Consider the following 23839-nt stretch of genomic DNA (forward strand, 5'->3'; position numbering starts at 1 on the left):
CGGGGCGCTGGGGGCAGCCGCGGCGGTTACTGGCCCCGGGGCCCCTCGCCCCGGCGGCGCAGCTCGTCGTCGAGCTTGTCCGAGCCGGTCTCGATCTGCTCCGAGTACTTGCCGCCCGTCTTCTTGTCCGCGGTGTCGGCACCCTTGCGGGCGGCGTGCCGGCGCTTCTCCGGGTTCTTGCCGAAGGCGTCCTTCAGCTTGTCCTTGATGCCCATGGGGGTCTCCTTACGGGTCCGGCTCGTTGCAGGGGCGGAAGCCACCCCTCCCCTCAGGATCGGACAGGTGTGCTGGTCTGTCGCGCTGGAACGCCGCGAGCAGCGGAGACGCAGCGGAGTCGCACCGAAGACGCGGCGGAGACGCCGCCAGGACGCACCGAAGACGAGCCGGTCCCGCCCGCCGCCGGCCCGGTTAGGCTGAGATCGTCGCCAGATGGTCAACCCGAGCGGAGAGCAACCAGTGGCAGAGCGCAAGCCGATCGAGTCATGGCTCACCGACATGGACGGGGTGCTGATGCACGAGGGCATACCGGTGCCCGGTGCCGACGCCTTCATCAAGCGGCTGCGCGAGTCGGGCAGGCCCTTCCTCGTGCTCACGAACAACTCCATCTACACTCCGCGCGACCTCCAGGCCCGGCTGTCCCGGATCGGCCTCGCCGTGCCGGTGACCAACATATGGACGTCGGCGCTGGCCACCGCCCAGTTCCTGGACGAGCAGCGCCCCGGCGGCACCGCGTACGTCATCGGCGAGGCGGGGCTGACCACCGCCCTGCACGACATCGGCTATGTCCTCACCGATGTCGAGCCGGACTATGTCGTCCTCGGCGAGACCCGTACGTACAGCTTCGAGGCGCTCACCAAGGCCATCCGTCTGATCAACGACGGTGCGCGGTTCATCGCCACCAACCCCGATGAGACCGGGCCGTCCGCCGAGGGCGCGCTGCCCGCCACCGGGTCGGTGGCCGCGCTGATCACCAAGGCGACCGGCCGGGAGCCGTACTTCGTCGGCAAGCCCAATCCGCTGATGATGCGGGCCGGGTTGAACGCGATCGGCGCGCACTCCGAGAGCAGCGCGATGATCGGCGACCGGATGGACACGGATGTGCGGGCCGGTCTCGAGGCGGGCATGGAGACGTTCCTGGTGCTCACCGGGGTGACCCAGGCCCGGGAGGTCGACCGGTTCCCGTACCGGCCGTCCACGGTCGTCGACTCCATCGCCGACCTCGTCGAGCGCATCGTCTGACCGGGGCCCGATCCTCATTTGACCCGTATGGCGTAGCCGGGGTCCGCAGCGGATGCGGGCCCCGGCCGGGCGCGTGAGCCTCGTGATATCAGGAGGTTCACCATGCGCTCAGTCGCCCTCACTCTCTGTACTGTCGCACTGAGTACGGCCACTCTGTGTGTCGCCGCCCCGGCCCTCGCCGAGCAGCGGCACTCCGGCACCGCCACGATCCGGATCAACCGGCACGCCCTCGCCCCCGGCGCCGAGGTCGAAGTCCGGGTCTTCGGCTGCCCGAGCGACGCGGCCACGGCCTCGTCGCCGGTGTTCGTCGATGACGCCGAGCTGACGCCCGACGGGGACGGGCTCTTCAGCGAGGCGACGATCCGCTCGACCGCCACGGTGGGCACGCACCGGGTCACCGTCGACTGCGGCGGCGTCCCGGCGTACGAGGAGGGTGACGGGAGCCAGGGAAAGGTGTCCATCGCCGTGGAGCGCCCGCCCTCGCCCGTCGCACCCGTCCACGCGGGCGGCGGCGGCACCTCGCCCGCCGATGCGCGGTTGCGCGATGACTTCGGCGGCGCCGAGGCGTACGGCCTGGTGCTCTCGGGCGGTACGGCGCTGGCTGTCGGCGGACTCGCGGTGCAGCGGCGCCGACGCCGCCCGTCCGGTACGGGGGCGGGCTGATCGCGATGGACGAGTACGAGTACGGGTACGAGTGCGGAAAGCGCTTCGCCGGTCTCGGACGGCTGGCCATGGGGGTCGCCTGGGCGGCGCTGCTGCTGGGTCTGTGGATGTGGGGCCGGGACACCACCGAGGGGACCGGCGGCCCGGTGCCGATGACCGGCGACGTGGCCGCGGTCGGGCGCCCGCCGGCGCACCCGCTGCCCCCGGCGCACGCCCCGCTGACGGCCGCTCAGCCGAAGAGCGTCATGATCAAGGCGGCGGGGGTACGTGCCCCGATCGTCGCGAGCGGCCTCGACCGCTCGGGCGCGGTGAAGCCGCCCCCCTTCAGCCGCCCCGGCACCGTCGGCTGGTACCGCGCGGGCCCCGAACCGGGTTCACCGGGCGCGGCCCTGCTGGTCGGTCACCTCGACACCAAGTCCAAGCCCGCGGTCTTCTACGGGCTGAGCGACCTCAAACGGGGTGAGAGGGTGCGGGTCGCGCGTTCGGACGGTACGACGGCGGAGTTCACGGTGGAGGACGTCGAGGTGGTGACCACCAAGCGGTTTGACGCTCGACGGGTGTACGGGGCGAGGTCGCCGGACCGGGCGGAGCTGCGGCTGATCACGTGCGGCGGGAAGTTCGACCGGGCGACGCGGACGTACGCGGCGAATGTCGTCGTCTCGGCCTACCTGACGGGCACGACGGGTCCGTCCCACCCGGTGTCCGCCGGCGGTCAGGCCAGCCGTTAGGGGGGCCGTGGCCGGCATGGCGTACGGGCGAAAACCAGCGGGCAGGCCCAAGATGCGTCCACGTCATCCCGGCATGGTGTGTAAGGATTGATTCGACCGGTCTTGTCCCGCCGGGGCACCGCGCGTGGTTCTCCGGAGCGTGCACCCAAGGGGGAGTGGATGTACGGCAGTTACACCGGCCGTCGACGTCACGTTGCCCGCGCGATCTCGGCCGCGGGAGCCCTGTTGGCGCTCGCGACGCTGTCCGGCTGCTTCGGCTCCTCGGGCAGCAGCGACAGCGATCACGCCGCCTCGGCCGGTCGGCCGAAGCAGCGGCCCAAGTCGACCGTGCCGTACTGGGTGAACCCGGACGGCAGTGCGGCCGAGCAGGTCGCGGCGTACCGGAAGAAGGGCGAGGAGGACGACGCCCAGCTGATACAGAAGATCGCCGAACAGCCGGTCGCGGAGTGGCTGGGGGTGGACGATCCGGAGGGCCAGGCGCGCGGTTTCACCGAGGCCGCCGCCCAGGTGAACCGCGATGCGCTGCTGGTCTTCTACGAGATCCCGCACCGTGACTGCGGGCAGTACTCCAAGGGCGGCGCGGCGGACGGCGATGCCTACCGGGCTTGGCTCGACAGGGCGGTCCGGGGCATCGGGGACCGCCCCGCGACGGTCATCCTGGAGCCCGACGCGCTGCCGCATGTGGTGGACGGCTGTACGCCCAGGCAGTTCCACGAGGAGCGGTACGACCTGCTGACCGGGGCCGTGGACAAGCTCAAGGGGCTGCCGCGCACCAGGGTCTATCTGGATGCCGGAAATCCGCACTGGATCAAGGACCCGCACCGGATGGTCCAGCCGCTGAAGCGGGCCGGTATCGCCAAGGCCGACGGCTTCGCGCTGAACACATCCAACTACCAGAGCACCGAGGAGAACACGGCGTACGGCAAGAGGCTGTCCGCGCTGGTCGGCGGCAAGCCCTTCGTGATCGACACCAGCCGTAACGGCAATGGCCCGGCCCCCGGCAAGAACGACCCGCAGGCGTGGTGCAATCCGACGGGCCGGGCGCTGGGCGAGCGGCCGACCACCGAGACCGGCGACAAGCTGGTCGACGCGTATCTGTGGATCAAGCGTCCGGGCGAGTCGGACGGCACCTGCAAGGGCGGCCCCAGGGCGGGTCAGTGGTGGCCGCGGTACGCGCTCGATCTCGCCCGTAACGCCGAGTGATCCGTAACGCCGAGTGATCCGTAACGCTGAATGATCCGTGACGTCGAATGGCCTCAGTCCTTGGCGGGGGTGTCCGCTCCGGCGGGCACCTTCACCCATACCGCCTCCGACGGCGTGCCCCGCTCGTCCACCACGTTGAGCATGTACCAGCCGGGCGGCACCAGCGACGAGTCCTTGGGCACGGTCACCGTGATGCCGGTCCCGTCCTTGGTCCGGGTGAAGTCCAGCGCGATCGACCGCTGCTCGACATTGGTCACATGGGTGAAGGAGCCGGGCCGGATCAGCCGCACCTTCCTGATCGCCGCCGCATAGGAGGTCCGGTACGCGGCCTCCGCGCCGCGCTTCACGGTCCTGGGCGCGATGTCATCCAGCTGCGGCCGGGAGCCGCGGTGGAGATACGGCGGCGTGTAGAGATCGATCTGCTGCTGGAACTCGCCCGGCCTGGTGTTGGCCTTGTCGCTGAAGAGCGAGTCGGAACCGAAGGTCATGACCCGGCCGTCCGGCAGCAGCAGCGCGCCGGAGTGGTAGTTGCGGCCCACCAGCGGGTCGGCGACCGGGCGTGCGGTGTTGGTCCTCGGGTCGTAGAGCTCGGCCTTGAGGACATTGCTGGCGCCGCGCCCGCGGTAGTCGCCTGAGCCGTTGGTGGTCAGGATGGTGTCGTCGGGCAGGATGACGCTGCTCGGATAGCGGACCTTCGCGTACAGATCGGGGCCGTTCTCGAAGCGCGGCTCGGCGTCGTGCAGATCGACGATCCGGGTCCTGGCGGTGGAGGTGGAGTCCTCGCCGACCCCGCCGCCGCCGAGCACCATGTACCGCTGGTCCTGCGCCGGGGGCAGCAGTACGGACATCGACGTCTCCAGGACGCCCGGGTCGCTGATGCCGGGCACCACATCGAACCTGTTGCTCTTCAGATCCCAGACACCGGGGGTGCGGCCCTTGTCGTCGGGCCCGTATCCGGCGTTGGAGCCGGTGTAGAAGATCCGGCCCTTCTCGGTGAGGAAGAGCGCGGGGTACGTCGGGAAGAACCGCCGCTTGGGCAGGTACGTCCACGTGTTCGTCTTCGGGTCGTAGATCTCGTTCTTCCCCGGCACGACCTGACCGATCTCATCGAGACCGGAGACCGAGAGCACCTTGCCGTCCTGGAGGGTGGTCAGGGTCGGATACCAGCGGGCCTCGTTCATCGGGTCGACCGTGAGATAGCGCTCGGCCACCGGGTCGAATTCATAGGCTTCCTTGATGCCCTGGAAGTCCTTCTTGTCGAACGAGAGCTTCTGCGCGATGCCGTAGAAGTTCTGCCGGTCCTTGCCCTTCAGCCCGGCGATCCGGTAATTGTCCTCGGTCCCGGTCTGGTACTTCTTGCCCTTGCGCAGTGCCTCGACGTAGACCCGTGCCGTGCTGGCGCTGACGCTGATCTTGTCGCTCTTGCCGTTCTTGGTCTTCTTGGCGCGCGGGACCAGGACCGGGTCCTTGGACTCGAAGCTCTTGCCGCTCTCCTTGCCGGTGAAGCGGGTGCCGGCGGGGAAGGTCTTCGGCTTGTCGGGGTTCTCGTTGTGGACGAACATCAGTCCGCCCGCCTTCTCGACATCGCCCTTGAGTCTTTCGTAGCGCTGGGTGCCGCCCGCCACCAGCAGCTTTCCGTCGGGGAGTTGGGTGTGCCCGGCGCAGAAGAGGTCCTTGGGGGTGGGGATGTTCTTGTACGTGTTCTTCCGCGGGTCCCACAGAACGCTGCGGAAGGACTTGGCGGCGAAATTCTTGGCGTTGTTCCCGGAGCCGGCCACCAGCAGCACCTTCCCGGTGTGCAGCAGGGCGGCGTGGATCGTATTGATCCGGTAGCGCTCGGGGACGTTCACCACATCCCAGTGGCCGTTCTCGGCCTTGTACTCCGGTTGATCGATCTTGTACGCGTGGTACTGCTTCGAACTGAAGCGGTAGAGAGCCGGGCCGTTCATCCCGGCCAGCACAATCACAGACGCCGCACCGATCCCGAAGCGGCGGGTGCGGCGACTCGGTCGGTACTTCACTTCTTATCGTCCCCCAAGGGCGGGCTGCGGGTTCCGTTTCTCCTGGCGGACGGTCCACCGCCAGGCGATGATCGGCGCGGCTGTGACAGCCAGGGCAAGTGATGCCCAAACGGTCATCGCTGGATGACTGTGGCCGAAGTAGAAGGAAGAGGCGAGCGACCCGCCGAAGACCGCCAGGAAGAAAAGGTGGATCCGGAACGTACCCAAGAGGGTGTCGGGGCTCGATGAGTCTCCCTCGGGAGTCACCACGAAGCGGCTCCCGCGCCGCAGCGGGGCATCGCACAGCGAGCGGGCGTACACGGGCGCGGCGAGCGCGGAGGCATTGCCGTAGAGCATCATCCAGATGGCCGGGTCGACTGGATGCCGGAGGCCCCGAACCCCAGGAAGAGCGCGCAGCTCAGCGCGGCCAGGATCCAGTTGAGCGCCTACATCGGATAGAAGGTCCCCATCAGCGTGGAGTTGAAGAGCTTGCCCGGCGGCAGCGACAGGGGCGCCCTCCAGAACTGCTTGAGGACCGTCTCGTAGGTGCCACGGGACCAGCGCAGCCGCTGGGTGAGGAAGTCGGTCCAGGCGCTTGGCCCCTCGCCGACCGCGAGTACGTCGCCTCCCTGACCTCCGGGTCGTCCCCCTCGTCCAGCAACCAGACATGCAGCACCCCGCGGTGCCGCACTCTGACCGCGGCGCGGCCTCCAAGGTCTTCCTGACCATCCCCAGCGGCTCCTTGCCGGGCACGAAGGTGGTGATGAAGGCGACCGTGGTGCCGGCCTCGGGCACGACGGGGACGGGGTCGCGGGCGACGAGCGTCGCATGCGCGTTGGACGCGACGTTCATCGTGCGGAACAACTCGATCAGCCCTATCGAGACCAGCATGACCACATCTATGACGGCCATGACCGGGCCGGCCCCCTCCCGGCTGGTCCAGTGCGCGGGCTGCATCAGCCATACCAGCGGCCCCAGCGAGACCAGCGGCGCGGCGCCGAGCAGCAGCGCCGCGCGCACGCGGTGCGGCTCGTCGGCGAGCAGGCTGCGGTAGCGCACCCGGTAGGCGTGTGTCGGATCGGGCTGGGTGAGCGGTCCGGCGAGCCTGCTGTAGTGCTCGTAGTCGTACGTCGGCAGGGGCCGCCGCCGGGACTCGTGCCGATCCTGGGCGCACGCAAGGCCGGCTGCGTGCCGTTCAAGTCCTGTCGCCCCCCCGGGCCCTCACGCGGCCGTATAGGAACGATAGTGGAGGCAGCGGATCATCCGGACATAGAACGGCTACGTTCCGGATCGACGGGACGTGGGATCGGCCTACTCGTGGTGCGGGGAGCGCAGCCGGATGCGGATGTTCCCGAAGTGGTCGCGGATGGCTTCCTCTGCCCGCAGGGCGTCGCCCGAGCGCACGGACTCCAGAATCTGCCGGTGCTGCTTGCACGTGACCTTCGGATCGGTGGGGATGTCGACGAGATCCGTACGCACCCGGTGGAAGGCGTCCCAGAACGCCTCCAGAACCTCGCTCAGCAGCGAATTGTCCAGACTTCCATAGAGCGCGGCATGAAACGCCCGGTCGGTCTCGGCCCGCACAGAACCCTCGGCCGCCTCCGCCTCCATCCGCCGGACGATCGCGTCCAGCTCGGCGAGATCGGCCTCCGGTATCCGCCCGGCCAGCCGGGCGATCAGCCCGGTCTCCACGGCCTCGCGCAGCTCCAGCAGCTCCAGCAGGCTGTCCTCGCCGCGGTAGTGCCCGGCGACGGTGCGGAAGATCAGCCCCTCGATCATCGGCGCCATCGACATGGGCCCGACATACGTGCCGAAGCCATGCCGGATCACCACGATCCCCATCGCCTGCAGCGCCTTGAGCGCCTCGCGCACGGAGTTACGGCTGACGCCGAGCAGCTCCATCAACTCGGTCTCGGTGGGCAGCGGGGCCCCCGACGGAAGCCGCCGGTCGACGATCAGCCGCTTGATGCGTTCCTGGATGTCGCTCGCCATTCCACCCGTGTGCGCCGCCACCGCCACCTCCGATCCGAACAGCTTAGCGGCAGCGGCGCGGTGATCAGAGGCGTGCGATGAAGGCGGACCAGGCTTCGGGTGAGACGGTCAGTTGGCCGGTCTGGGGGTCCTTGGAGTCGCGGATGTGGACGGTGCCGGGGCGTATCGCGACCTCGACGCGGTTGTCGCCCCCGCCGCCGCTGTAGCTGCTCTTGAACCAGTGGAGTTCCCTGCTGCTCATAGCGCTCCTTGCATCTGCTCCAGCAGGCTCGTGGTGTCCTGTGGGCTCAGAGCCTGTGAGCGCATCCTGCCCATAGCGCTGAAGCATGGCACTGGCGTCCTTCGAGTCAGTGATCAGCAGGCTGTTCTCGTGTCCTTCGATGTAGCCGATCCACTGCGTGTCAACCGTTTCGGCGAGGTACATGGGCCCCTCGAAGCCGAAGTGATCCTCCTGCCGCAGCGGCATGACTTGGATCTCCACGTTGCGGCGCTTCTGCTGCTCAAGCATGTGGTCGAGAAGTGCCGTTGTGACCGCGAGCCCCCGAAGTGCCTTCCCAGCAGAGCCTGTTCGAGGAGGAAGCAGAACGAGGTGTTCGGCCGTTCTGAAAACAGCCGTTGCCTGGCCAGGCGGGCTGCCACCGGGGCGGGCGGCGAGCTTTCCGGGAGCTGGGCCGTGGCCGGGTGCGGCTTTCGTTTCGCGCCTTCGGCGCATTTGAGCATGGGGCCGGGGGTGCCGGGCCGGGGCCGCGTCGCCGGCTGCCGGGCTGGTGGGGGTGGGCGTGGCGGCGGCTCCTGTGATCGGGGGCTTGGACCGATCCGGACGGCGGGAGGTGGGTGCCTCCTTGAATACGTTTGACAAATTAGTTGCGCTAGATCAAGCGTTTTTCGGAGGGGTGCCTCTCCGCCGGCCCGGAGGACGGCGACGGTGCCGGGCCCCGGCCCCGGACCCATGCTCAAAGGCGCCCAGGGCTTGAGTCCTGCTCGAAGGGGAGGGGCGGTTGGATCGGCCGCCCGGCGCGCCGAAGTCAAGTGGCCCGTACCGCGCCACGATACGCCGGGGGCTCGGCCTTGGCGGTCCGCCCGGGATGCGGGAAATTCATCAGCGGGTCAATCCGGACCCATGCGCATCTTTCATTCAGGAGGGGAACATGTCGCTCATTCGTACCTTTCTCGTGGCCGTCGCCGCCGCCGGTGCCCTTGCCGGCACCGGTATCGGTGCCGCGGCAGCTGCCGCCGTCAGCCGCTTCGACGACGGCAGCTTCGAGACGCCCACGGTGTCGGCCAACTCGTTCCAGACGGTGGTGACGGGGGGCTCCATCGGCCCGTGGAAGGTCACGGCCGGGAGCGTCGACCTGATCGGGGCCGGGTACTGGCAGGCTGCCGAGGGTGACCAGTCCGTCGACCTCAGCGGCCAGGGCGCGGGAACCGTGGCCCAGACCTTTACGACGGTTCCGGGGAAGAAGTACACGGTGACGTACTCCCTCGCCGGTAACCCTGGGGGCGGTCCGGCCGTGAAGACCGGGAAGGTCCTGGTCAACGGGCAGAACTTCCAGGACTTCACCTTCGACACCACGGGCAAGTCGACGACGAACATGGGCTATGTGACCCGGGAGGCGACCTTCGTTGCCACCGGCACCTCCACGACCCTGGCGTTCGCCAGTACCACCAACACTGCCGCCGGACCGGTCATCGACGACGTCATGGTGCGCGACTGCACACCGTGTCCCTCCTGCTGACCATAGGCATAAAGCAGAAAGCGAGCCCCGGCGCAACTGCGCCGGGGCTCGCTTTTTGTGCGCCGCCAGGGACTCGAACCCCGGACCCGCTGATTAAGAGTCAGCTGCTCTAACCAACTGAGCTAGCGGCGCCTGCTGACGGATGAATCTTACCCGACCTCGAAAGGTGCTCCGGACCGGCGCCCGGGAGCCCGGTCCATTGGTATGGACATGACTAACCGTGCTGGCTACTCTCGAGTTGGTCTAGACCGCAGTGCACGGCTCATCGAAGCACTCCCCACGTCTTCAGGAGCGAAGCATGCGCAAGAAGATCAGCGCTGCTGTCATCGGCATCGGTCTCGCGGCGGTCTCCGTCCTCGCGACCGGCGGCAGCGCCTCCAGCCACGGCTACACCGACTCGCCCATCAGCCGCCAGAAGCTGTGTGCCAACGGCACCGTGACCGGCTGCGGCGACATCCAGTACGAGCCGCAGAGCGTCGAGGGGCCCAAGGGGTTCCCGTCGGGCGGGCCCGCGGACGGGACGATCTGCGCGGGCGGCAACAGCCGGTTCGCCCAGCTCGACGACCCCAGGGGTGGGCAGTGGCCCGCGACGAAGGTCACCGGCGGGCAGAGCTACACCTTCAACTGGCGCTTCACCGCCTCGCACGCGACCACGGACTTCAGGTACTACATCACCAAGAACGGCTGGAGCCCGAGCCAGAAGCTGACCCGTGCGAGCCTGGATTCCCAGCCCTTCCTGACCGTCCCCTACAACGGTCAGCGTCCGCCGTCCACGCTCTCCCACACGGGCACCATCCCGGGCGGGAAGACCGGCAGGCATCTGATCCTCGCCGTGTGGACCATCGCGGACACCTCGAATGCCTTCTACGCCTGTTCGGACGTCCAGTTCTGACGCCGGTGGGTGCGGTGCCGTCCCGGGACGGCACCGCACCGACGTACGTCACGCGTCGAACGCGCCCGCCTTCACGCTCCGGAGGAAGGCGGCCAGGACCGCCGGGCCGGTGGTGAGGACGACATCGGGGTCGTCGCTCTCGCGCAGGCGGACGAGGCCGGCCGAGGCGGCGACCTCCACGCACTGTCCCTCGCCCACGGAGTACGAGGACTTGCGCCAGTGCGGTCGTCGGTGGTGGTTCCCGGTGGTGTCAGAGGTGTTCATATGTGGGGCCCTCTTTCTCATACGAGACCAGCGATGAGGGCCTTCGTCGCATCCGTCGACAGCGCGCTGTCCACGATATGGCCGAAGGCGTCGGCGAAGACGTTCACGTCATCGACTCCTTCGACGTATAGGGGGCCGCGCAGGTTCTCCTGGGTGACCACATCCGGCATCGGACCCGGGAAACCCACGACTGTGAACGCGCCCGCGTCCCCGGGGTTGGGCGCCGCGTCGATCGGCATCACCTGGAGCGTCACCGTCGGCCACTCCGTCACGGCCAGCAGCCGCCGCAGCTGCGCGGTCATGATGGCCGGGCGGCCGGCGAACCGGCGGCGCAGCGCCGCCTCGTGGATCACGGCCCACAGCTTCAGCGGGGCGGCCGGGCGGGTGAGGACGGCCTGGCGGGCGAGGCGCACCTCGGCGAGGGCGTCGACCTCCGCGGCGCTGCGGGCCACGGCGTTGGCGGCGATCGTCTCGCGTGCGTAGTCGGGCGTCTGTAGCAGTCCGGGGACGACCAGCGGGGCGTAGTCGCGGACGGAGTCGGCGTCGGACTCCAGCGAGATGTAGTCGGCGTAGGCGGGGCCGACGACGCCACGGTAGGTCTGCCACCAGCCGCGTTTGCCCGCGTCCTTGGCCAGGCCCTCCAGCGCGATACGGATGTCGCCGTCGGTGATCCGGTAGGCCCGCAGCAGGGGCTCGACCTCGGTGATGCGGATCGTCGCGTTGGCGTTCTCGATCCGGGAGAGCTTCGGCGCGGTCCAGCGGCGGGTGTCCGAGGATCCGTTCCCGGCAGCGTTCAGGGCTTCGGCCGCCGCGTCCAGCGTCATCCCCGCTTCGGTGCGCAGCCTGCGCAGCGTGGACCCCAGGCGCCTGCGCCGAACGGTGGGCACTGGCTGGTAGGACATGTCGCCAGTCTGTCGTATCGCCAACTACGCCTACCAGGCGGCATATGCCAGTCTTTCCCGACTGGGTCGAAACATTGCGAGTAGCACGCACATCAGCCAGGATCGCTGAGGCGACACGGCAGTGCGCCGTGCTTTGGAGGGGCCCCGGACCATATGGCTGAGAACATCCCGCAGCGATACGAACTGCGCCTCCATGTCCATCCGCAGACACTCGCCGAGGTACGCCGCGCCGTCGGCGCGCGGTTACGGCTGTGGGGGCGCGGGGAGTTGATCACCGCCGCGGGGATGTGCGTCACCGAGCTGCTGTCCAACGTCCATAAGCACACGGCCTCTCCCGAGTGTGTGCTGACCCTGGAGAACCTTCGGTACGGGATATACGCGGCGGTCAGCGACACCGAGTCCGCGCTGCCGGTGGCCAAGGAGCCCGACTTCCTCTCCGAGAGCGGCCGCGGGATGTTCCTGCTCAGCAAGACGGCCCATGAGTGGGGCACGGACCTCACGCCGACCGGCAAGACGGTCTGGTTCACCCTCCACGCCGAAGCGGTGGAACCGTGACCCGGGCCGCCGGTAGCGTGGAGCGGTCGGTCGACGGACGGGAGAGGGGCCATGGATCCGGTGACGGCGGGGGCGGTGATCGCGGCGGTCAACGCGGCGGTCTCGGGAGCCGGGGGAGAGGCCGGACGGCGGGCGGTGGAGTCGCTCGGCGCGCTGGCCCGCAGAGTGCTGCGGCGGGGTGACGGCGGCCCGGCCGGCGGGCCCGAGCCGGTCACCGTTCCGTACGACGACCCCCAGCGGCTGCGTCAGCTGGCCGAGCTGCTGGCCGAACGGGCCCGGCAGGACCCGGAGTTCGGCCGCGATCTCGCCGCGTGGATGCGCGAGCACGGCGGTGCGGCACCAGAGGCGGGCGCCGTGCACAACTCCGTCTCCGGCGACGCCCGGATCACCGGCCCGGTCATCCAGGGCCGGGACTTCCATGGGCCGATGAGCTTCGGTCCGCAGTGACCGCGCGCCGGTGGCACCACCTCCGGGCAGAGGGAGTAGAGGGCTTGGCAGCTACCGGACACCGCCGTGCACGGGCTGTCGTCGGGTGTAGTCGCTCCGTCGCGCTCCGTGTCCGCACGGGGGATCTACGGTGCGTGCTCCCGTAACTTGCTGACACACGCACCCGGCGTACCGGCGGTACGACGGCCCGTCGCGCCCTGACATGCGGCGTTTGGCCAACTCTTTACCTCACGCCGCGCGTTGACGTCGTCGCTGTGCGCGAATTACTGTCGTCAGGGATTTCGCACCATGCTGCCCGCGCAGAGTGAGGCAGTGACATGACGAGAACCAGGCCGGTATTTGAAAAACTAGGTCACTGTCGCCCTGCAGGGGAAGTCATGGTTGGTCTTGTCAGGATGTCCGAGCTTTCTCCTGAGAGCGCGGCCGCTCCCTCGGCAGCGGCCATCGACTACGTCGAGCGTGCGCTCCTGGCGGCACGTGACCTGATCGAGTCGACGGTCACCAGACACCGGCGGGAGCTGACCCAGGACTCCTGGGCGGGGACGGCTCTGGGGAAGGTGCCGCTCGCGGAGGTCGTCGACACCCTGATCGACGGCGCCGAACGGACCGTGAGCGTGATCCTGTCGGGCGGCGAGGAGCAGACGCGGGCCGTGTGCGCGGCGCTCGGCCGCCGGGTCAAGGGCGGCCGCCGGGGCGTCGCCGTCCGGCTGCTGTGCATGGAGCGGGCGGCGGCCGCGGGCGGGATACGGACGCTCGCGCGCACCGATCCGCGCTGCGAGGCCCGGGTCTGCGACGGCGGGTTACCCGAGGCGCTGATGGTCGACGGCCAGATCGTCTATGTGACGAACGGGCAGCCGGACCCGGTGCGGGGCGGCCGGCAGGCGTCGCTGGTCGAGGACCCCGCCACGGTGCGGGCCCTGGAGCTGATGTTCGCCGGGGCCTGGGGGAACGCCGTGGCGCTCGCGGAATATCCGCGGCTGGGCGGGCGGCTGTGCCCGGAGTCGGCCCGGCGGATTCTGGAATGTCTGCGCACCGGCCACACCGATGAGGTCGCGGCGCGCGATATGCAGGTCTCCCTGCGCACCTACCGCCGTTATGTCGCGGAGATCATGCGGGGGCTGGGGGCCAACTCCCGGTTCCAGGCCGGGGTACGGGCAGTGGAAATGGGGCTGCTGTCCGGCGGTCACTGACGGCGCTCGAGACGTGGACTGCGTCACGGGGCAGGAATGGGGACATGGACGACCGCGGCCGCGATCCGGTGCCGAAGGCAGCGCCCACGGGTGACGCGCTGGACCACACCTTGCGGGAGGTGCGCGCCCTCATCGAGTCCACCGTGGTCCAGCACCGCGCCCGCCGCTCGCGGAACGCGCAGTTCACCGAGGTGGGGAGGGAGGACGCCGCGTTCCTGGCCGCCGCCGAGCAGGTGATCAGCCAGGCGGGGCACAGCGTGGACGCCGTGTTCCCGGAGCCCTCGGCCCGGATGGCGGCGGCGCACGCGGCGCTGGCCGCGCTGCTGGAGGATCTCGACGACGGCGTCCGGGTGCGGGTGCTGCGCGGCAGACCCGGCCCGGCCCCCGCCGCAGTGCCCCCGCCGGGGCCCGCGCCCATGCCCATCCCGGGGCCGGCGGCCGCAGCAGCCGGAGCGCGGACCCCCGCCACGCCCCCCGCCCCGGACCTTCCGCAGGTGCGGATCGCGGCCGTGCCGCTGCCCACGGTGGTGATCGCCGACGGCCGGACCGCGCTGGTGTGCACGGAGACGACGCAGGGGCGGCAGACCTCGGTCGTCCAGGACCGGGTGGTGGTCTCCTCGCTGCACGGCATGTTCGGCTCCATCTGGGGCGGCGCGGTGCCCGCCGCCCGTCCGCTCGACTTCGGCAACCGCGCCCGCACCGAGATGGTGCGCCGGGTGCTGGCCCGGCTGCGGGACGGGGTCACCGATGAGGCGGCGGCCCGCGATCTGGCGATCTCGGTCCGTACGTACCGCCGCTATGTGACCGGAATCCTGGAACTGCTGGAGGCGAACTCCCGCTTCCAGGCGGGCGTACGCGCCACCGAGCTCGGCATCCTCGGCGACCGCTGACGGCCGGCGGCCGCCCGCACCAACCATGCGCCCCCGCCCGCGCGTAAACGTGGAAATCCAGCGAGGTGATAATTTCGTTTTCCCGATCGACATTGTGATCCGGAGCGTGCTGGCGATAGGTTGCAACGCGGGCGTGCCGCGAACTGGCAACAGCCGGTAATGCAAGGGGATTTGGGGATGATCGAGGGGTATGGAAGGGGCGCGACCGCCACGGCGGTGGCGGACGGCGGGCCGGGCACGGCACCGTCGCATTCACCCCGGCTGGGACCTGCGCGAAAGACCGCCGACAAGAGCGAGAACGGCAAAAGTCCGAGATGGCTGCGCGCCGTCACTCCGCCGCTCGCATTCGGTCTGCTGCTGCTTGCCGTCTGGGACATCGTCACCCGGACCGGAGCCGTCGCGGAGTTCTATCTGCCGGCTCCGGTCGACTTGGCGCGGCATTTCACCGATGAGTTGCTCCACGGTGACCTCGTGGAGTACACGAAGCAGACGGTGTGGGAAGCCATGGCGGGCGGCGGCATGGGGATCGGGGTGGCGCTGCCGCTCGGATATCTGATCGCCCGCAGCGACCTGGCGGCCGCGGCGCTCCAGCCGTATGTGGCCGCCTCGCAGGCCGTGCCCGCGGTGGCGCTGGCCCCGCTGCTGGCCCTGTGGCTCGGATACGGGCTGCTGCCGATCGCGGTGCTGTGCGCGCTGCTGGTCTTTTTCCCCATTCTCGTCAACACCGTGCTGGGTCTGCGTTCACTGGATCCGGATGTGATGGGGGCCGCGCGGGTGGACGGCGTGGGGTGGTGGGGGATGCTCTGGTACATCGAGCTTCCGCTCGCCCTGCCCAGCGTCCTCGCGGGGGTGCGCAACGGCCTCACGCTCTCCATCACCGGCGCGGTCGTCGGCGAGTTCGTGATGGGCGGCGAAGGACTGGGGCAGCTGCTGTCGGTGCAGCGCCAGGAAGCCGACACCATCGGGCTGTTCTCGACGCTCGTCATGCTCGCCCTTCTCGCCGCCGGCCTCTACGGCGTGATCCGCCTGGTCGAGCGGCTCGTTCAGCGCGACTGACATCTTTCACTCAGAGGAGAAGTACGTGCGATTCGTGCAGACGTCCATGGGGCGTGCTGGCAGACACCGGGTCGTGGGGGCGGCTCTCGCGTCGGTGGTGGCACTGACCACCCTGACCTCATGCGCCGAGGAGCCGAAGGACGCGGGAGGCAAGGGCGGCGAAAGCATCACCGTGGGGCTGACGTACACGCCCAACATTCAGTTCTCGCCATTCTATGCCGCGGCCGAAAAGGGGTACTACAAGGACGCCGGACTGAAGGTGACCCTGCGTCATCACGGCGCGGCCGAAGACCTCTTCGGAGCCCTCAAGTCGGGCAAGGAAGATGTGGTCTACGCGGGCGGCGACGAGATGCTGCAGGCCCGCGCCAAGAATGTGCCGGTCGTGGACATCGCCACCTTTTACCAGAAATACCCGGTGGGCCTGATCGTGCCGAAGGATTCCGACATCCGGAAACCGGCCGACCTCAAGGGACGAAAGATCGGCACACCCGGTCCCTTTGGCGAGACCTATTTCGGCTTGCTGGCGCTCCTCAAGGAGGGCGGACTTTCCGCCAAGGACGCCAAGGTGCAGAACATCGGCTTCACCCAGCAGGCGGCCCTGACCGGAAACAAGGTCGAGGGCGTGATGGGCTATCTGAATAATGACGCGATCTCCTTCAAGGAAGCCGGCAAGGAGGTCCGGTCCATCGTGCTCGACTCCGGTGACGCCGGAGATCCGCTGGTGGGAGTGGGTCTGGGCGCCAAGGAGAACACGCTCGACAAGCGCGGCGACGACATCAAGAAGTTCGTGGACGCCTCGCTGCGCGGGTTGCGCTATGTGATGGACCACCCGGACGACGCCATCAAGCTCAGCGAGAAGTATGTGCCGGGGCTGCGCGGCGACAAGCAGCGCGAGAACGCACGAGCGGTGCTCAAGGCCACGACGCCGCTGCTCAAGACCGATCAGGGCGAGGTGGGCGTGAACGACCCACAGACCTGGGCCCGGATGGCCGATTTCATGTACAACCAGGGGCTGCTGGAGAAGACCGTCGCCCCTGAGGACGCCTACGACAACGGCTACCTGCCGAGGTCGTGACCCCGGTCGCGGCGGCGGGCGCTCAGGCGTCCGCCGCCCCTGGCTGGGGGCACCTCCCAGCGGTAGCTGGGGGCGAGCCGTGCGTTCGACCCCGCGCCGGTGTTCCGGCTGGGGGCACCTCCCAGCGGTAGCTGGGGGCGAGCCGAAGGCGCGCGCCGCTGTCGTAAGGGAGGGCGCGCGGAGACCCCTCGGGCTCCCATCGGTTTGGGGTGCCCGGCGGCGAGTGAGCCGAAGGGGCGCGCCGCTGTCGTAAGGGAGAGCGCGCGCAGGCCGCGAGGAACGAGTGGCCGAGCACGGTCGACTGTCGACAGTGGCTTGAGCGCCCCGGAGGCGAACCGAGCCCCGAAAAAAGGGGGGCCGAGCACGGTCGACTGTCGACAGAGGCTTGAGCGCCCCGGAGGCGAACCGAGCCCCGAAAAAAAGGGGGGCCGAGCACGGTCGACCGTCGACAGTGGCTTGAGCGCCCCGGAGGCGAACCGAGCCCTAAAGAGAGGAGCGGTGCAGCGCGGCGGCGACGGCGAAGGCCACCGTGGCGCCGATGGTGAGCGCGACCCAGCTGCCCGTCGCCGACGTCTGGGCGACCACGAACAGCCCGATGGGCGGCCCCGAGGCCGTGCCCAGGTTCCAGGCCAGGGACGCCAGGGCGCTCGCCCGGCCCACGGCCGCCTCGCCCGACCGGCGCAGCAGCAGTGGATAGAAGGCCGAGGAGTACGTCAGCTCGCCCGCCGCGAAGACCACCGCGAAGGCGAGGAGCAGCCCGTAGCGCACGGCCGCGGGGGCCGACGGGCCGGTCAGCGCGGCGCCGAGACCGCAGCCGAACGCCCCGGCCCACAGGACGGGACCGGCGGCCAGGGAGACGGTCTCCGGCAGCCGCTCCAGCCGGCGCCGCAGCAGCGGCTGCAGGGCGACCAGGGCGAAGGAGTTGGACGCCACCACCGCGCTCACCCACCCCAGCGTGACCGCCATATGGTCATGCATCAGCAGGGGGACGGTCGCCTCGATCTGGGTGAAGCCGACGATCGCGAAGAGCGCCTGGGCGAGGATCAGCAGGGCCATGGGGCGCGCCCGCAGCAGCGTCCGGTAGGTCGGCCCGTTCGGCGTGCCACTGTTTTCGGCCTTTCGCCGCTCGGGCTGGATACGCGGGCGTAGCGCCCGGATGACCACGACCAGCGGGACCGCCGCCAGCCCATTGGCCAGATACAGCCGGCGCAGCGTCTCGGCCGCGGTGTCGCCCCCGTGCAGCGCGAGCCCCGCGACGACTGAGCCGACGCCGATCCCCGCGTTGTTGACGATATGGCGGACGGAGAAGGCCGTACGGCGTCCGCTCTCGGGTACGGCGGCGTCGACGACGCCCACGATCGAGGCGTAGAAGAGCCCGAAGCCGATCCCGACGCACGCGCCCGAGACCAGCACCAGCGCCACCCCGTCGGCCGGCGCCAGCAGCGCGTACCCGGCCGCGAGCGCCGCGCCGCCCAGCGCGCCCACCCGGTGCGGGCCGCCGCGGTCGGCCAGGGGACCGCCGATCAGGGCGGCGGCGAAGCTGGCCGCGGCCATCGCAATGAAGTAGCCGCCCGCGGCCCGGGAGCCGAGCCCCAGAAGCCGGCTGATGTAGATCGAGGTGAACGGGAAGCACAGGCCGTTGCCGAGGCAGGAGAGCAGCAGGGCGCCCATGAGCAGGCAAAAGCGCCGCCCCAGAGGTGCGCCGCGGGTCATGTGGTGAGCGCGGCGCGCACCTTGAGCAGCTCCTCGACCGCCCGCAGGTCGTACGGGGCGGGCAGGGACAGCACGACATGGACCGCACCCGCCTCGGCGAACCCCTCGACCAGCGGCAGCTGGTCCACGTTGACCATGACCGTACGGGCCACCCGCCCGGGGTCGCGGCCGACTCGCTCGCACCACTGGTCCAGCACGCCGTTCAGCTCGCGGAACTCGGCCACCGGGTCCTGGGAGGCCCAGCCGTACCAGTTCCACCAGTCGGCCTCGCGGGCAACCAGCTCCAGGGTGCGCCGCCGCCCGGCGCCGCCGATCAGCAGCGGAAGCGGCCCGGCGGGCCCGGGGTTGAGCGTGGCCAGCCGCTCCTTGACGGCGGTGACCGAGGCGGCGAAGGCGTCCATGCGCGCGGCCGGTCCGGGGAAGGGGATGCCGTACGCGGTGTGCTCGGCCTCGAACCAGCCCGCGCCCAGGCCCAGCACCAGTCGTCCGCCGCTGAGCTGGTCGACGGTGCGGGCCACATCGGCCAGGACGTGGGGGTTGCGGAAGGCGGTGCAGCTGACCAGCGGGCCGATGGTGGCCTGCCGGGTCTCGACCGCCATCGCGGACAGCAGTGACCAGCACTCGTAGTGGCGTCCGGCCGGATCGCCGGTGTGCGGGAGGAAGTGGTCCCAGGTCCACAGGGAGTCGACGCCGAGGGCGTCGGCCTCGCGCCACGCGGCGCGCAGCTCCGCGATGCCGGTGTGCTGCGGATGGAGTTGTACGCCTACGCGCAGGGACACGGGTGGTCCTTTCTGTTGTCGGTTCCCCACCCCGGTCGTCCTCGGAACCGGGGCGCTTCCAGGAGCCCGGCGGGCTCCGCCCTGGGCCGGGGCCTGCCGGGGCTCTGCCCGGACCCCGCTCCTCGATCGCCGAAGGCAGGAGGGCTTGGTTCCGCTGATCCGAGGACACTCCGGGAGGGCGTCCCGGGCCCGCGGTCTCGGGAAGGGGCGGGGCGGGGCGGGGGAGGGGCCGCCGGGCGGGGCTACGGGGTGACGACGACGCGGTACACCGGGGTTTCGGCGGCCTGCTTGAGCGCCTTCTCGACCTCGTCCAGCGCGTACCGCGCCGTGATCAGCGTCTCCAGCCGCCCCGTCAGCTGCCCGCCGCGCAGCAGCTCGGCGGCGGCGCGCCAGTCGTCGGGCTCATGGCTGAAGGAGCCGGTGACGGTCAGCTGGCGGCGGTGCACCTCGTAGCCGGGCACCTCGGCGGGCGGGCCGCCGGGGCCGCCGCCGAAGAGGACGACGGTGCCGCCGTCGGCGACCGCGGAGAGCGCGGAGGCGATGGACTCCTTGGAGGCGATGGTCACGAAGACGACGTCCGCGGCGGGGAGGCCGGCGACGTTCTCGGGGGTGACGGCCGCGTCGGCGCCGGCCGCGGCGATGGCGGCCAGCCGCTGCTCGTCCCGCTCCACGACCGCGACGCTACGGGCCTGCAGATGCCCCGCGACGGCCAGGTGCAGATGGCCCATGTATCCGGCGCCGATGACGGTGACCCGGTCCCCGGCGCGGAAGCCCCCGCGGCGCAGCGAGTGGACGACGCAGGCGAGCGGCTCGCCCATGGCGGCCACGGCGGGGTCGGTGTCGCCGACCGACCACACCCGGGAGGCGGGGAGGGTGATGTATTCGGCCAGTCCCGCGCCCATGGCGATCGCGCCGTCCTCCCGCATCTGGCCCTGGAGCGAGACGCAGATGGCGGACTGGCCGCGGCGGCAGCTGCGGCAGGCGCCGCAGCGGGGGAGTCCGTCGAGGGTGACGAGGGAGCCGGCGGGGGGCATGTCCTCCAGCTCGGCGGCCTTGGCGCCGATCCGCTCGACCCAGCCGGAGATCTCGTGTCCGGCGGCGGCGGGGTAGACGGTCATCCGCCCGGCGTACAGATTGGCCTCCATGGTGCATATGCCGCACGCCGCGATGCGTACGAGCACCTCGGAGTCGCCGACCTCGGGCACAGGTATGCGTCGTGTCTCGACCTGGCCTGCCGCGGTGATGACAGCTGTACGCATCGGGAACTGCCTTCCGAATGACGGGCGTTGTGCCCGGAGGCTATGCCGGGTCGCCGACGGAGGCAAGGAAAGGATCAGAGGCCGGCGCCGGGCTTCGAGGACGACCGGCGGAACGTCCACCAGATGATCAGGGCCCCGGCCGCGGCGGCGATCGCGCCGACGACGGAGGCGACACGCATGGCGTGGACGAACCCCTGGTCGGCGGCGTCGGACAGCCGCGGCAGCCGCAGCCTGGCGCTCAGCAGCCGGGTGGCCTCGGGCGACTCCTCGGCGGCGTCGGCCGCGCGCGGGGGCAGTCCGCCGAGCTTCGGCGTGATCCGGTCGCGGTAGACGCTGACCAGGACGGAGCCGAGGACCGCCACCCCGAGGACGCCGCCGATCTGCCGCATCGCGTTGTTGACGGCGGAGCCGGCGCCGGTCCGCTCGGCGGGGAGGACGGCCATGATGGCCTCGGTGGTGGGGGCGACGGCGGCGCCCATGCCGAGCCCCTGGAGGACGAGGAAGACCCAGAACAGCGGCAGTCCGCTGTGCTCGTCGAGGAAGACGTAGCAGAAGAAGCCCACCGTGGTGATCAGCATGGCGGCGGTGACGACGCGGCGTACGCCGTGGGCCCGGACCAGCCTGGCCGAGAGCGGCGCGCCCACCAGGACGCCCAGGGCGACCGGGGCGATGGACAGCCCGCACTCCAGCGGCGTCTGGCCGTGGACCCCCTGCAGATAGAAGCTGGTGTAGTACATCGAGCCGTTGAGCCCGAAGAAGGTCAGCATGACGGCCACGCTGGCGCCGGTGAAGCGGATGTCGCGGAACAGCCGGACGTCGAAGCTGGGGTTGGCGACGCGCAGCTCGACGAGGACGAAGACCACGACGAGGGCCGCGCCGCCGGCGAGCGCGCCGAGAATGGCCGGATCCGTCCAGTCGTTGCGATGGCCGCCCTCGATGACGCCCCAGACGATCGCGAACAGACCGGCGGTGGAGAGCACCACACCGAGCGGGTCGAATTTCTGCCGCACCCGGGTGACGACACCGGGCAGAAAGGCGAACGAACCGGCCACGCACAGCGCCACGATCGGCACATTGACCAGGAAGACCGAGCCCCACCAGAAGTGGTCGAGCAGCGCTCCACTGAGCATCGGTCCGGTCGCGATCGCGATTCCGCTGGAGCCCGACCAGATGGCGATGGCGGTCGCGCGATGCCGCTCGTCGAACACCTGGGCGATCAGTGCGAGGGTCGCGGGCATGATCAGGGCACTGCCGATGCCCATCACCCCGCGGGCGACGATGAGTTCGGGGGCCGAACCCGCGTATCCGGCCCAGGCGGAGGCTGCGCCGAAGACGAGCATGCCGGTCAGCAGCAGCCGGCGGTGGCCGTAGCGGTCGGCCAGCACCCCGCCGGTGAACAGCAGTACGGCGAAGACCAGCGTGTAGGAGCTGATGCTCCATTGGAGCTGGTTGGGGGTGGCGCCGAGCCCCCGGTCGGGGTCGGCCAGGGTTTTGAGCGCGACATTGAGCACGGTGTTGTCGAGCCACACCGCCAGTTGGGACAGGACCAGCACCGAGAGAGCGAGCCATTGACGGCCGGTCGGAGACCGCGCGGGGTCAGCCGGAGTGGCATCGGTCGTCGCGGTGTTCTGTGCGGCCATGTGGGCGGCGCCTTTCGGGACCACGGGCGTGTGGGGGTCCGCGTCGTACGGCGAGGGACGGCTTGCTGGCTCAAGAGGAAGTTACCAATCGGTCGAGCCGAGGCGCAGCCCCTTGCGACACGGGGCTGTTCGGCGGCCGGAGCGCGAGTGTATTTCACGGCGAGAACTGTCCTCTTCGGAACGATCTTCCTTGCCGTCCGGCAGGTGGCTCGTTACTGTTCCGTAAAGGCAGCCGGGGGTGTTCTTTGAGCCATTTCGGAATTCAACCAAATGACCGTGCGCCTATTGACGGTTTCGACGGGGAGGCGGGCGCGAGGGGAGCGGTTCGCAAGGAGCCGGACGTGAGGTCGGACAATCTGGAGGAGGCTCTGGGGCAGGCGTTACGCCTCCTGGAGTCCGCCGTGCACCATCACCGGCGCAGCGTGCTCGCCTCGGCGACCGCCGAACTGCCGGTGTCCGGCGAGGCGGTGGCCGGATGGGTGGCGCGGCTGGTGCTGCGCGCCGAGCGGGATGTGATCTGGAGCCTGCCCGAGGTGACCTGCGAGGAGCATGCCCGGTTGATCGCGCAGACGCTCGCCCAGCTCGCGGGCAAGGGGGTGCGCACCCGGATGCTCTGCCCGCCGCGAGTGATCCGCGGGGCCGCCTGGCAGCGCTCGGTGGGGGCGGTGGCGCGGCTGGAAGTACGCGTCTTCGAGGGGGTGCGGCAGGAGTTGGTGGTCGTGGACGGCGCGGCGGTCATCGCGCCCGACGCCTCGCCGGGCGAGCCCGGCGGCTCCCGCGCCTCGATGATCCAGAACTCCACCGTGGCCGACATGCTGCACCGACTGCTGTGCGGTATGTGGGACACCGCGCAGCGCCCGACGCGGCCGCTGTCCTTCGAGGGCGGGGCGCGCGGCCGGGTGCTGCGTGAGGTGCTGACGCTGATGGCGGAGGGCTACAAGGACGACGCGGCGGCCCGGAAACTGGGCCTTTCGGTGCGTACGTACCGTCGCTATGTAGCCGACATCATGCGCGATCTGAACGTCGAATCCCGGTTCCAGGCCGGAGTGCGCGCCGTGCGCGCCGGGCTCATGGAGGCCGATCCCGAGTAGCCGCCGCACGGCTGGGCAGTCCGTTTCCGGGTGACTCGGCGTTGTCCGCCTGCCGTCTTCCTGGCAGCTTCCTGCACATTCCATGCACTGCCGCCTCGGTAAGCGGCTGTCCATTGCAGCTTTATGACAGCCGTGGTTGTTGATCGGTTGTGCGAACGGGGTGTGTGACAGGTAGTGGACTCTGGGGTTGTCGGCTCCGGAACCGGCGCATAGCGTCAACGGCAGCTTCGCCGCTTTGCCCATGCCAAAAATGGAGGTGCGCGGTAATGTCCGCCATCGTCGAAGAGCGTCGGGAAACCATCAAGGAAATCGTGACGGATATCCTTGAGATCGACCCCGACGAGGTCAGCGAGACCAGTCTCTTCAAGGAAGAGCACGACGCGGATTCACTGCGGGCCATTGAAATTCTGGCGGCCTTGGAGAAAACGTTCAATGTCGTCATCGACCAGTCCGAGCTCAGCCGGATGGTGCACCTCCGAGGCGTCTACGAGGCGGTTTCCGACGCGGCAGGCTGGTGACGGGCAG

Annotated in this window: 24 protein-coding genes, 1 tRNA gene and 2 pseudogenes; 14 read left to right on the top strand and 13 right to left on the bottom strand. The window is 69.9% G+C overall.

Translation table 11 applies throughout. The features are described 5' to 3' along the window. Nucleotides 1-26: 26 nt before the first annotated feature. Nucleotides 27-215, bottom strand: coding sequence for an antitoxin (locus ABZS71_RS27625; RefSeq protein ID WP_356214445.1), 189 nt, complete (start codon nt 213-215; stop codon nt 27-29). Between the two features lie 241 nt (nt 216-456). Here ABZS71_RS27625 and ABZS71_RS27630 point away from each other — a divergent pair, with 241 nt between their 5' ends. The 4 genes from ABZS71_RS27630 to ABZS71_RS27645 all read left to right on the top strand — a co-directional run bounded on the left by ABZS71_RS27630 (nt 457) and on the right by ABZS71_RS27645 (nt 3833). Then, nucleotides 457-1239, top strand: coding sequence for an HAD-IIA family hydrolase (locus tag ABZS71_RS27630; RefSeq protein WP_355855769.1), 783 nt, complete (start codon nt 457-459; stop codon nt 1237-1239). A 102-nt stretch (nt 1240-1341) separates the two neighbouring features. Further along, entirely contained in the window at nt 1342-1902 is a 561-nt protein-coding gene (locus ABZS71_RS27635) for a hypothetical protein (RefSeq protein ID WP_356214447.1), read from the top strand. A 5-nt stretch (nt 1903-1907) separates the two neighbouring features. Next, nucleotides 1908-2630: a class F sortase gene (locus ABZS71_RS27640; protein WP_356214449.1), complete on the top strand. Its 723-nt coding sequence runs from the start codon at nt 1908-1910 to the stop codon at nt 2628-2630. Nucleotides 2631-2789: 159 nt separating this feature from the next. Further along, nucleotides 2790-3833 carry a glycoside hydrolase family 6 protein gene (locus tag ABZS71_RS27645; RefSeq protein ID WP_356214451.1) on the top strand — a complete coding sequence of 348 codons (1044 nt, stop codon included), beginning with the start codon at nt 2790-2792 and terminating at the stop codon, nt 3831-3833. A 53-nt stretch (nt 3834-3886) separates the two neighbouring features. Here the strand turns inward: ABZS71_RS27645 and ABZS71_RS27650 are convergent, their stop codons facing one another. The 5 genes and pseudogenes from ABZS71_RS27650 to ABZS71_RS27670 form a co-directional block, all read right to left on the bottom strand. Next, a complete protein-coding gene (locus tag ABZS71_RS27650) occupies nt 3887-5854 on the bottom strand; it encodes a kelch motif-containing protein (RefSeq protein WP_356214453.1) in 1968 nt (655 codons plus the stop codon). A gap of 3 nt (nt 5855-5857) precedes the next feature. Next, a pseudogene (locus tag ABZS71_RS27655) lies at nt 5858-7011 on the bottom strand (hypothetical protein). A gap of 133 nt (nt 7012-7144) precedes the next feature. Further along, nucleotides 7145-7825 (bottom strand): FadR/GntR family transcriptional regulator, encoded by a 681-nt coding sequence (locus ABZS71_RS27660; protein ID WP_355855784.1) that lies wholly within the window; start codon nt 7823-7825, stop codon nt 7145-7147. A 64-nt stretch (nt 7826-7889) separates the two neighbouring features. Continuing rightward, nucleotides 7890-8066 (bottom strand): DUF397 domain-containing protein, encoded by a 177-nt coding sequence (locus ABZS71_RS27665; RefSeq protein WP_356214501.1) that lies wholly within the window; start codon nt 8064-8066, stop codon nt 7890-7892. A gap of 138 nt (nt 8067-8204) precedes the next feature. Beyond that, nucleotides 8205-8537, bottom strand: a pseudogene (locus tag ABZS71_RS27670) (Scr1 family TA system antitoxin-like transcriptional regulator); the annotation flags it as partial. Nucleotides 8538-8973: 436 nt separating this feature from the next. Here ABZS71_RS27670 and ABZS71_RS27675 point away from each other — a divergent pair. Further along, entirely contained in the window at nt 8974-9561 is a 588-nt protein-coding gene (locus ABZS71_RS27675) for a choice-of-anchor C family protein (protein ID WP_356214455.1), read from the top strand. 58 nt (nt 9562-9619) lie between these two features. Here the strand turns inward: ABZS71_RS27675 and ABZS71_RS27680 are convergent. Further along, nucleotides 9620-9693 (bottom strand) — tRNA-Lys (locus tag ABZS71_RS27680). 166 nt (nt 9694-9859) lie between these two features. Between ABZS71_RS27680 and ABZS71_RS27685 the strand changes: the two genes are divergently transcribed. Beyond that, on the top strand, nt 9860-10453 hold the full coding sequence (locus ABZS71_RS27685) for a lytic polysaccharide monooxygenase (RefSeq protein ID WP_356214457.1): 594 nt from the start codon (nt 9860-9862) through the stop codon (nt 10451-10453). Between the two features lie 48 nt (nt 10454-10501). On the opposite strand, the gene ABZS71_RS27690 is transcribed toward ABZS71_RS27685, so the two are convergent. Next, the gene (locus tag ABZS71_RS27690; protein ID WP_355855796.1) at nt 10502-10717 is read right to left on the bottom strand and encodes a DUF397 domain-containing protein; all 216 of its coding nucleotides are present in this window, start codon (nt 10715-10717) and stop codon (nt 10502-10504) included. A gap of 17 nt (nt 10718-10734) precedes the next feature. Further along, complete coding sequence (locus ABZS71_RS27695) at nt 10735-11619, bottom strand: DUF5753 domain-containing protein (RefSeq protein WP_355855799.1); 885 nt, start codon at nt 11617-11619, stop codon at nt 10735-10737. 153 nt (nt 11620-11772) lie between these two features. Here ABZS71_RS27695 and ABZS71_RS27700 point away from each other — a divergent pair, with 153 nt between their 5' ends. From ABZS71_RS27700 to ABZS71_RS27725, 6 genes are all read left to right on the top strand, one after another. Then, nucleotides 11773-12174: an ATP-binding protein gene (locus ABZS71_RS27700; protein ID WP_356214459.1), complete on the top strand. Its 402-nt coding sequence runs from the start codon at nt 11773-11775 to the stop codon at nt 12172-12174. A gap of 51 nt (nt 12175-12225) precedes the next feature. Then, nucleotides 12226-12621, top strand: a complete 396-nt coding sequence (locus ABZS71_RS27705) for a hypothetical protein (RefSeq protein WP_356214461.1) — start codon at nt 12226-12228, stop codon at nt 12619-12621. 395 nt (nt 12622-13016) lie between these two features. Continuing rightward, the gene (locus tag ABZS71_RS27710; RefSeq protein WP_356214463.1) at nt 13017-13811 is read left to right on the top strand and encodes a hypothetical protein; all 795 of its coding nucleotides are present in this window, start codon (nt 13017-13019) and stop codon (nt 13809-13811) included. A 44-nt stretch (nt 13812-13855) separates the two neighbouring features. Beyond that, nucleotides 13856-14701, top strand: a complete 846-nt coding sequence (locus tag ABZS71_RS27715) for a DNA-binding response regulator (RefSeq protein WP_355855811.1) — start codon at nt 13856-13858, stop codon at nt 14699-14701. Nucleotides 14702-15193: 492 nt separating this feature from the next. Further along, complete coding sequence (locus tag ABZS71_RS27720; RefSeq protein WP_355855894.1) at nt 15194-15757, top strand: ABC transporter permease subunit; 564 nt, start codon at nt 15194-15196, stop codon at nt 15755-15757. A 25-nt stretch (nt 15758-15782) separates the two neighbouring features. After that, complete coding sequence (locus tag ABZS71_RS27725) at nt 15783-16832, top strand: ABC transporter substrate-binding protein (protein WP_355855814.1); 1050 nt, start codon at nt 15783-15785, stop codon at nt 16830-16832. A 483-nt stretch (nt 16833-17315) separates the two neighbouring features. Here ABZS71_RS27725 and ABZS71_RS27730 read toward each other — a convergent pair whose 3' ends face one another. The 4 genes from ABZS71_RS27730 to ABZS71_RS27745 all read right to left on the bottom strand — a co-directional run bounded on the left by ABZS71_RS27730 (nt 17316) and on the right by ABZS71_RS27745 (nt 22223). Further along, nucleotides 17316-18545 carry an MFS transporter gene (locus tag ABZS71_RS27730; RefSeq protein WP_356214465.1) on the bottom strand — a complete coding sequence of 410 codons (1230 nt, stop codon included), beginning with the start codon at nt 18543-18545 and terminating at the stop codon, nt 17316-17318. Next, nucleotides 18542-19324: an LLM class F420-dependent oxidoreductase gene (locus ABZS71_RS27735; RefSeq protein ID WP_356214467.1), complete on the bottom strand. Its 783-nt coding sequence runs from the start codon at nt 19322-19324 to the stop codon at nt 18542-18544. The genes ABZS71_RS27730 and ABZS71_RS27735 overlap by 4 nt, the downstream gene beginning before the upstream one ends. A 242-nt stretch (nt 19325-19566) precedes the next feature. Beyond that, nucleotides 19567-20583, bottom strand: a complete 1017-nt coding sequence (locus ABZS71_RS27740; protein ID WP_356214469.1) for an alcohol dehydrogenase catalytic domain-containing protein — start codon at nt 20581-20583, stop codon at nt 19567-19569. 74 nt (nt 20584-20657) lie between these two features. Continuing rightward, on the bottom strand, nt 20658-22223 hold the full coding sequence (locus tag ABZS71_RS27745; RefSeq protein ID WP_356214471.1) for an MFS transporter: 1566 nt from the start codon (nt 22221-22223) through the stop codon (nt 20658-20660). 341 nt (nt 22224-22564) lie between these two features. On the opposite strand from ABZS71_RS27745, the gene ABZS71_RS27750 reads away from it, so the two are divergent. Continuing rightward, on the top strand, nt 22565-23314 hold the full coding sequence (locus ABZS71_RS27750; RefSeq protein ID WP_356214473.1) for a LuxR C-terminal-related transcriptional regulator: 750 nt from the start codon (nt 22565-22567) through the stop codon (nt 23312-23314). Nucleotides 23315-23580: 266 nt separating this feature from the next. After that, on the top strand, nt 23581-23832 hold the full coding sequence (locus ABZS71_RS27755; RefSeq protein ID WP_355855833.1) for an acyl carrier protein: 252 nt from the start codon (nt 23581-23583) through the stop codon (nt 23830-23832). Nucleotides 23833-23839: the final 7 nt, after the last annotated feature.

This window comes from Streptomyces sp. NPDC005393 (genome assembly GCF_040606675.1).
In the GTDB taxonomy this organism is placed as follows: Bacteria; Actinomycetota; Actinomycetes; order Streptomycetales; family Streptomycetaceae; genus Streptomyces.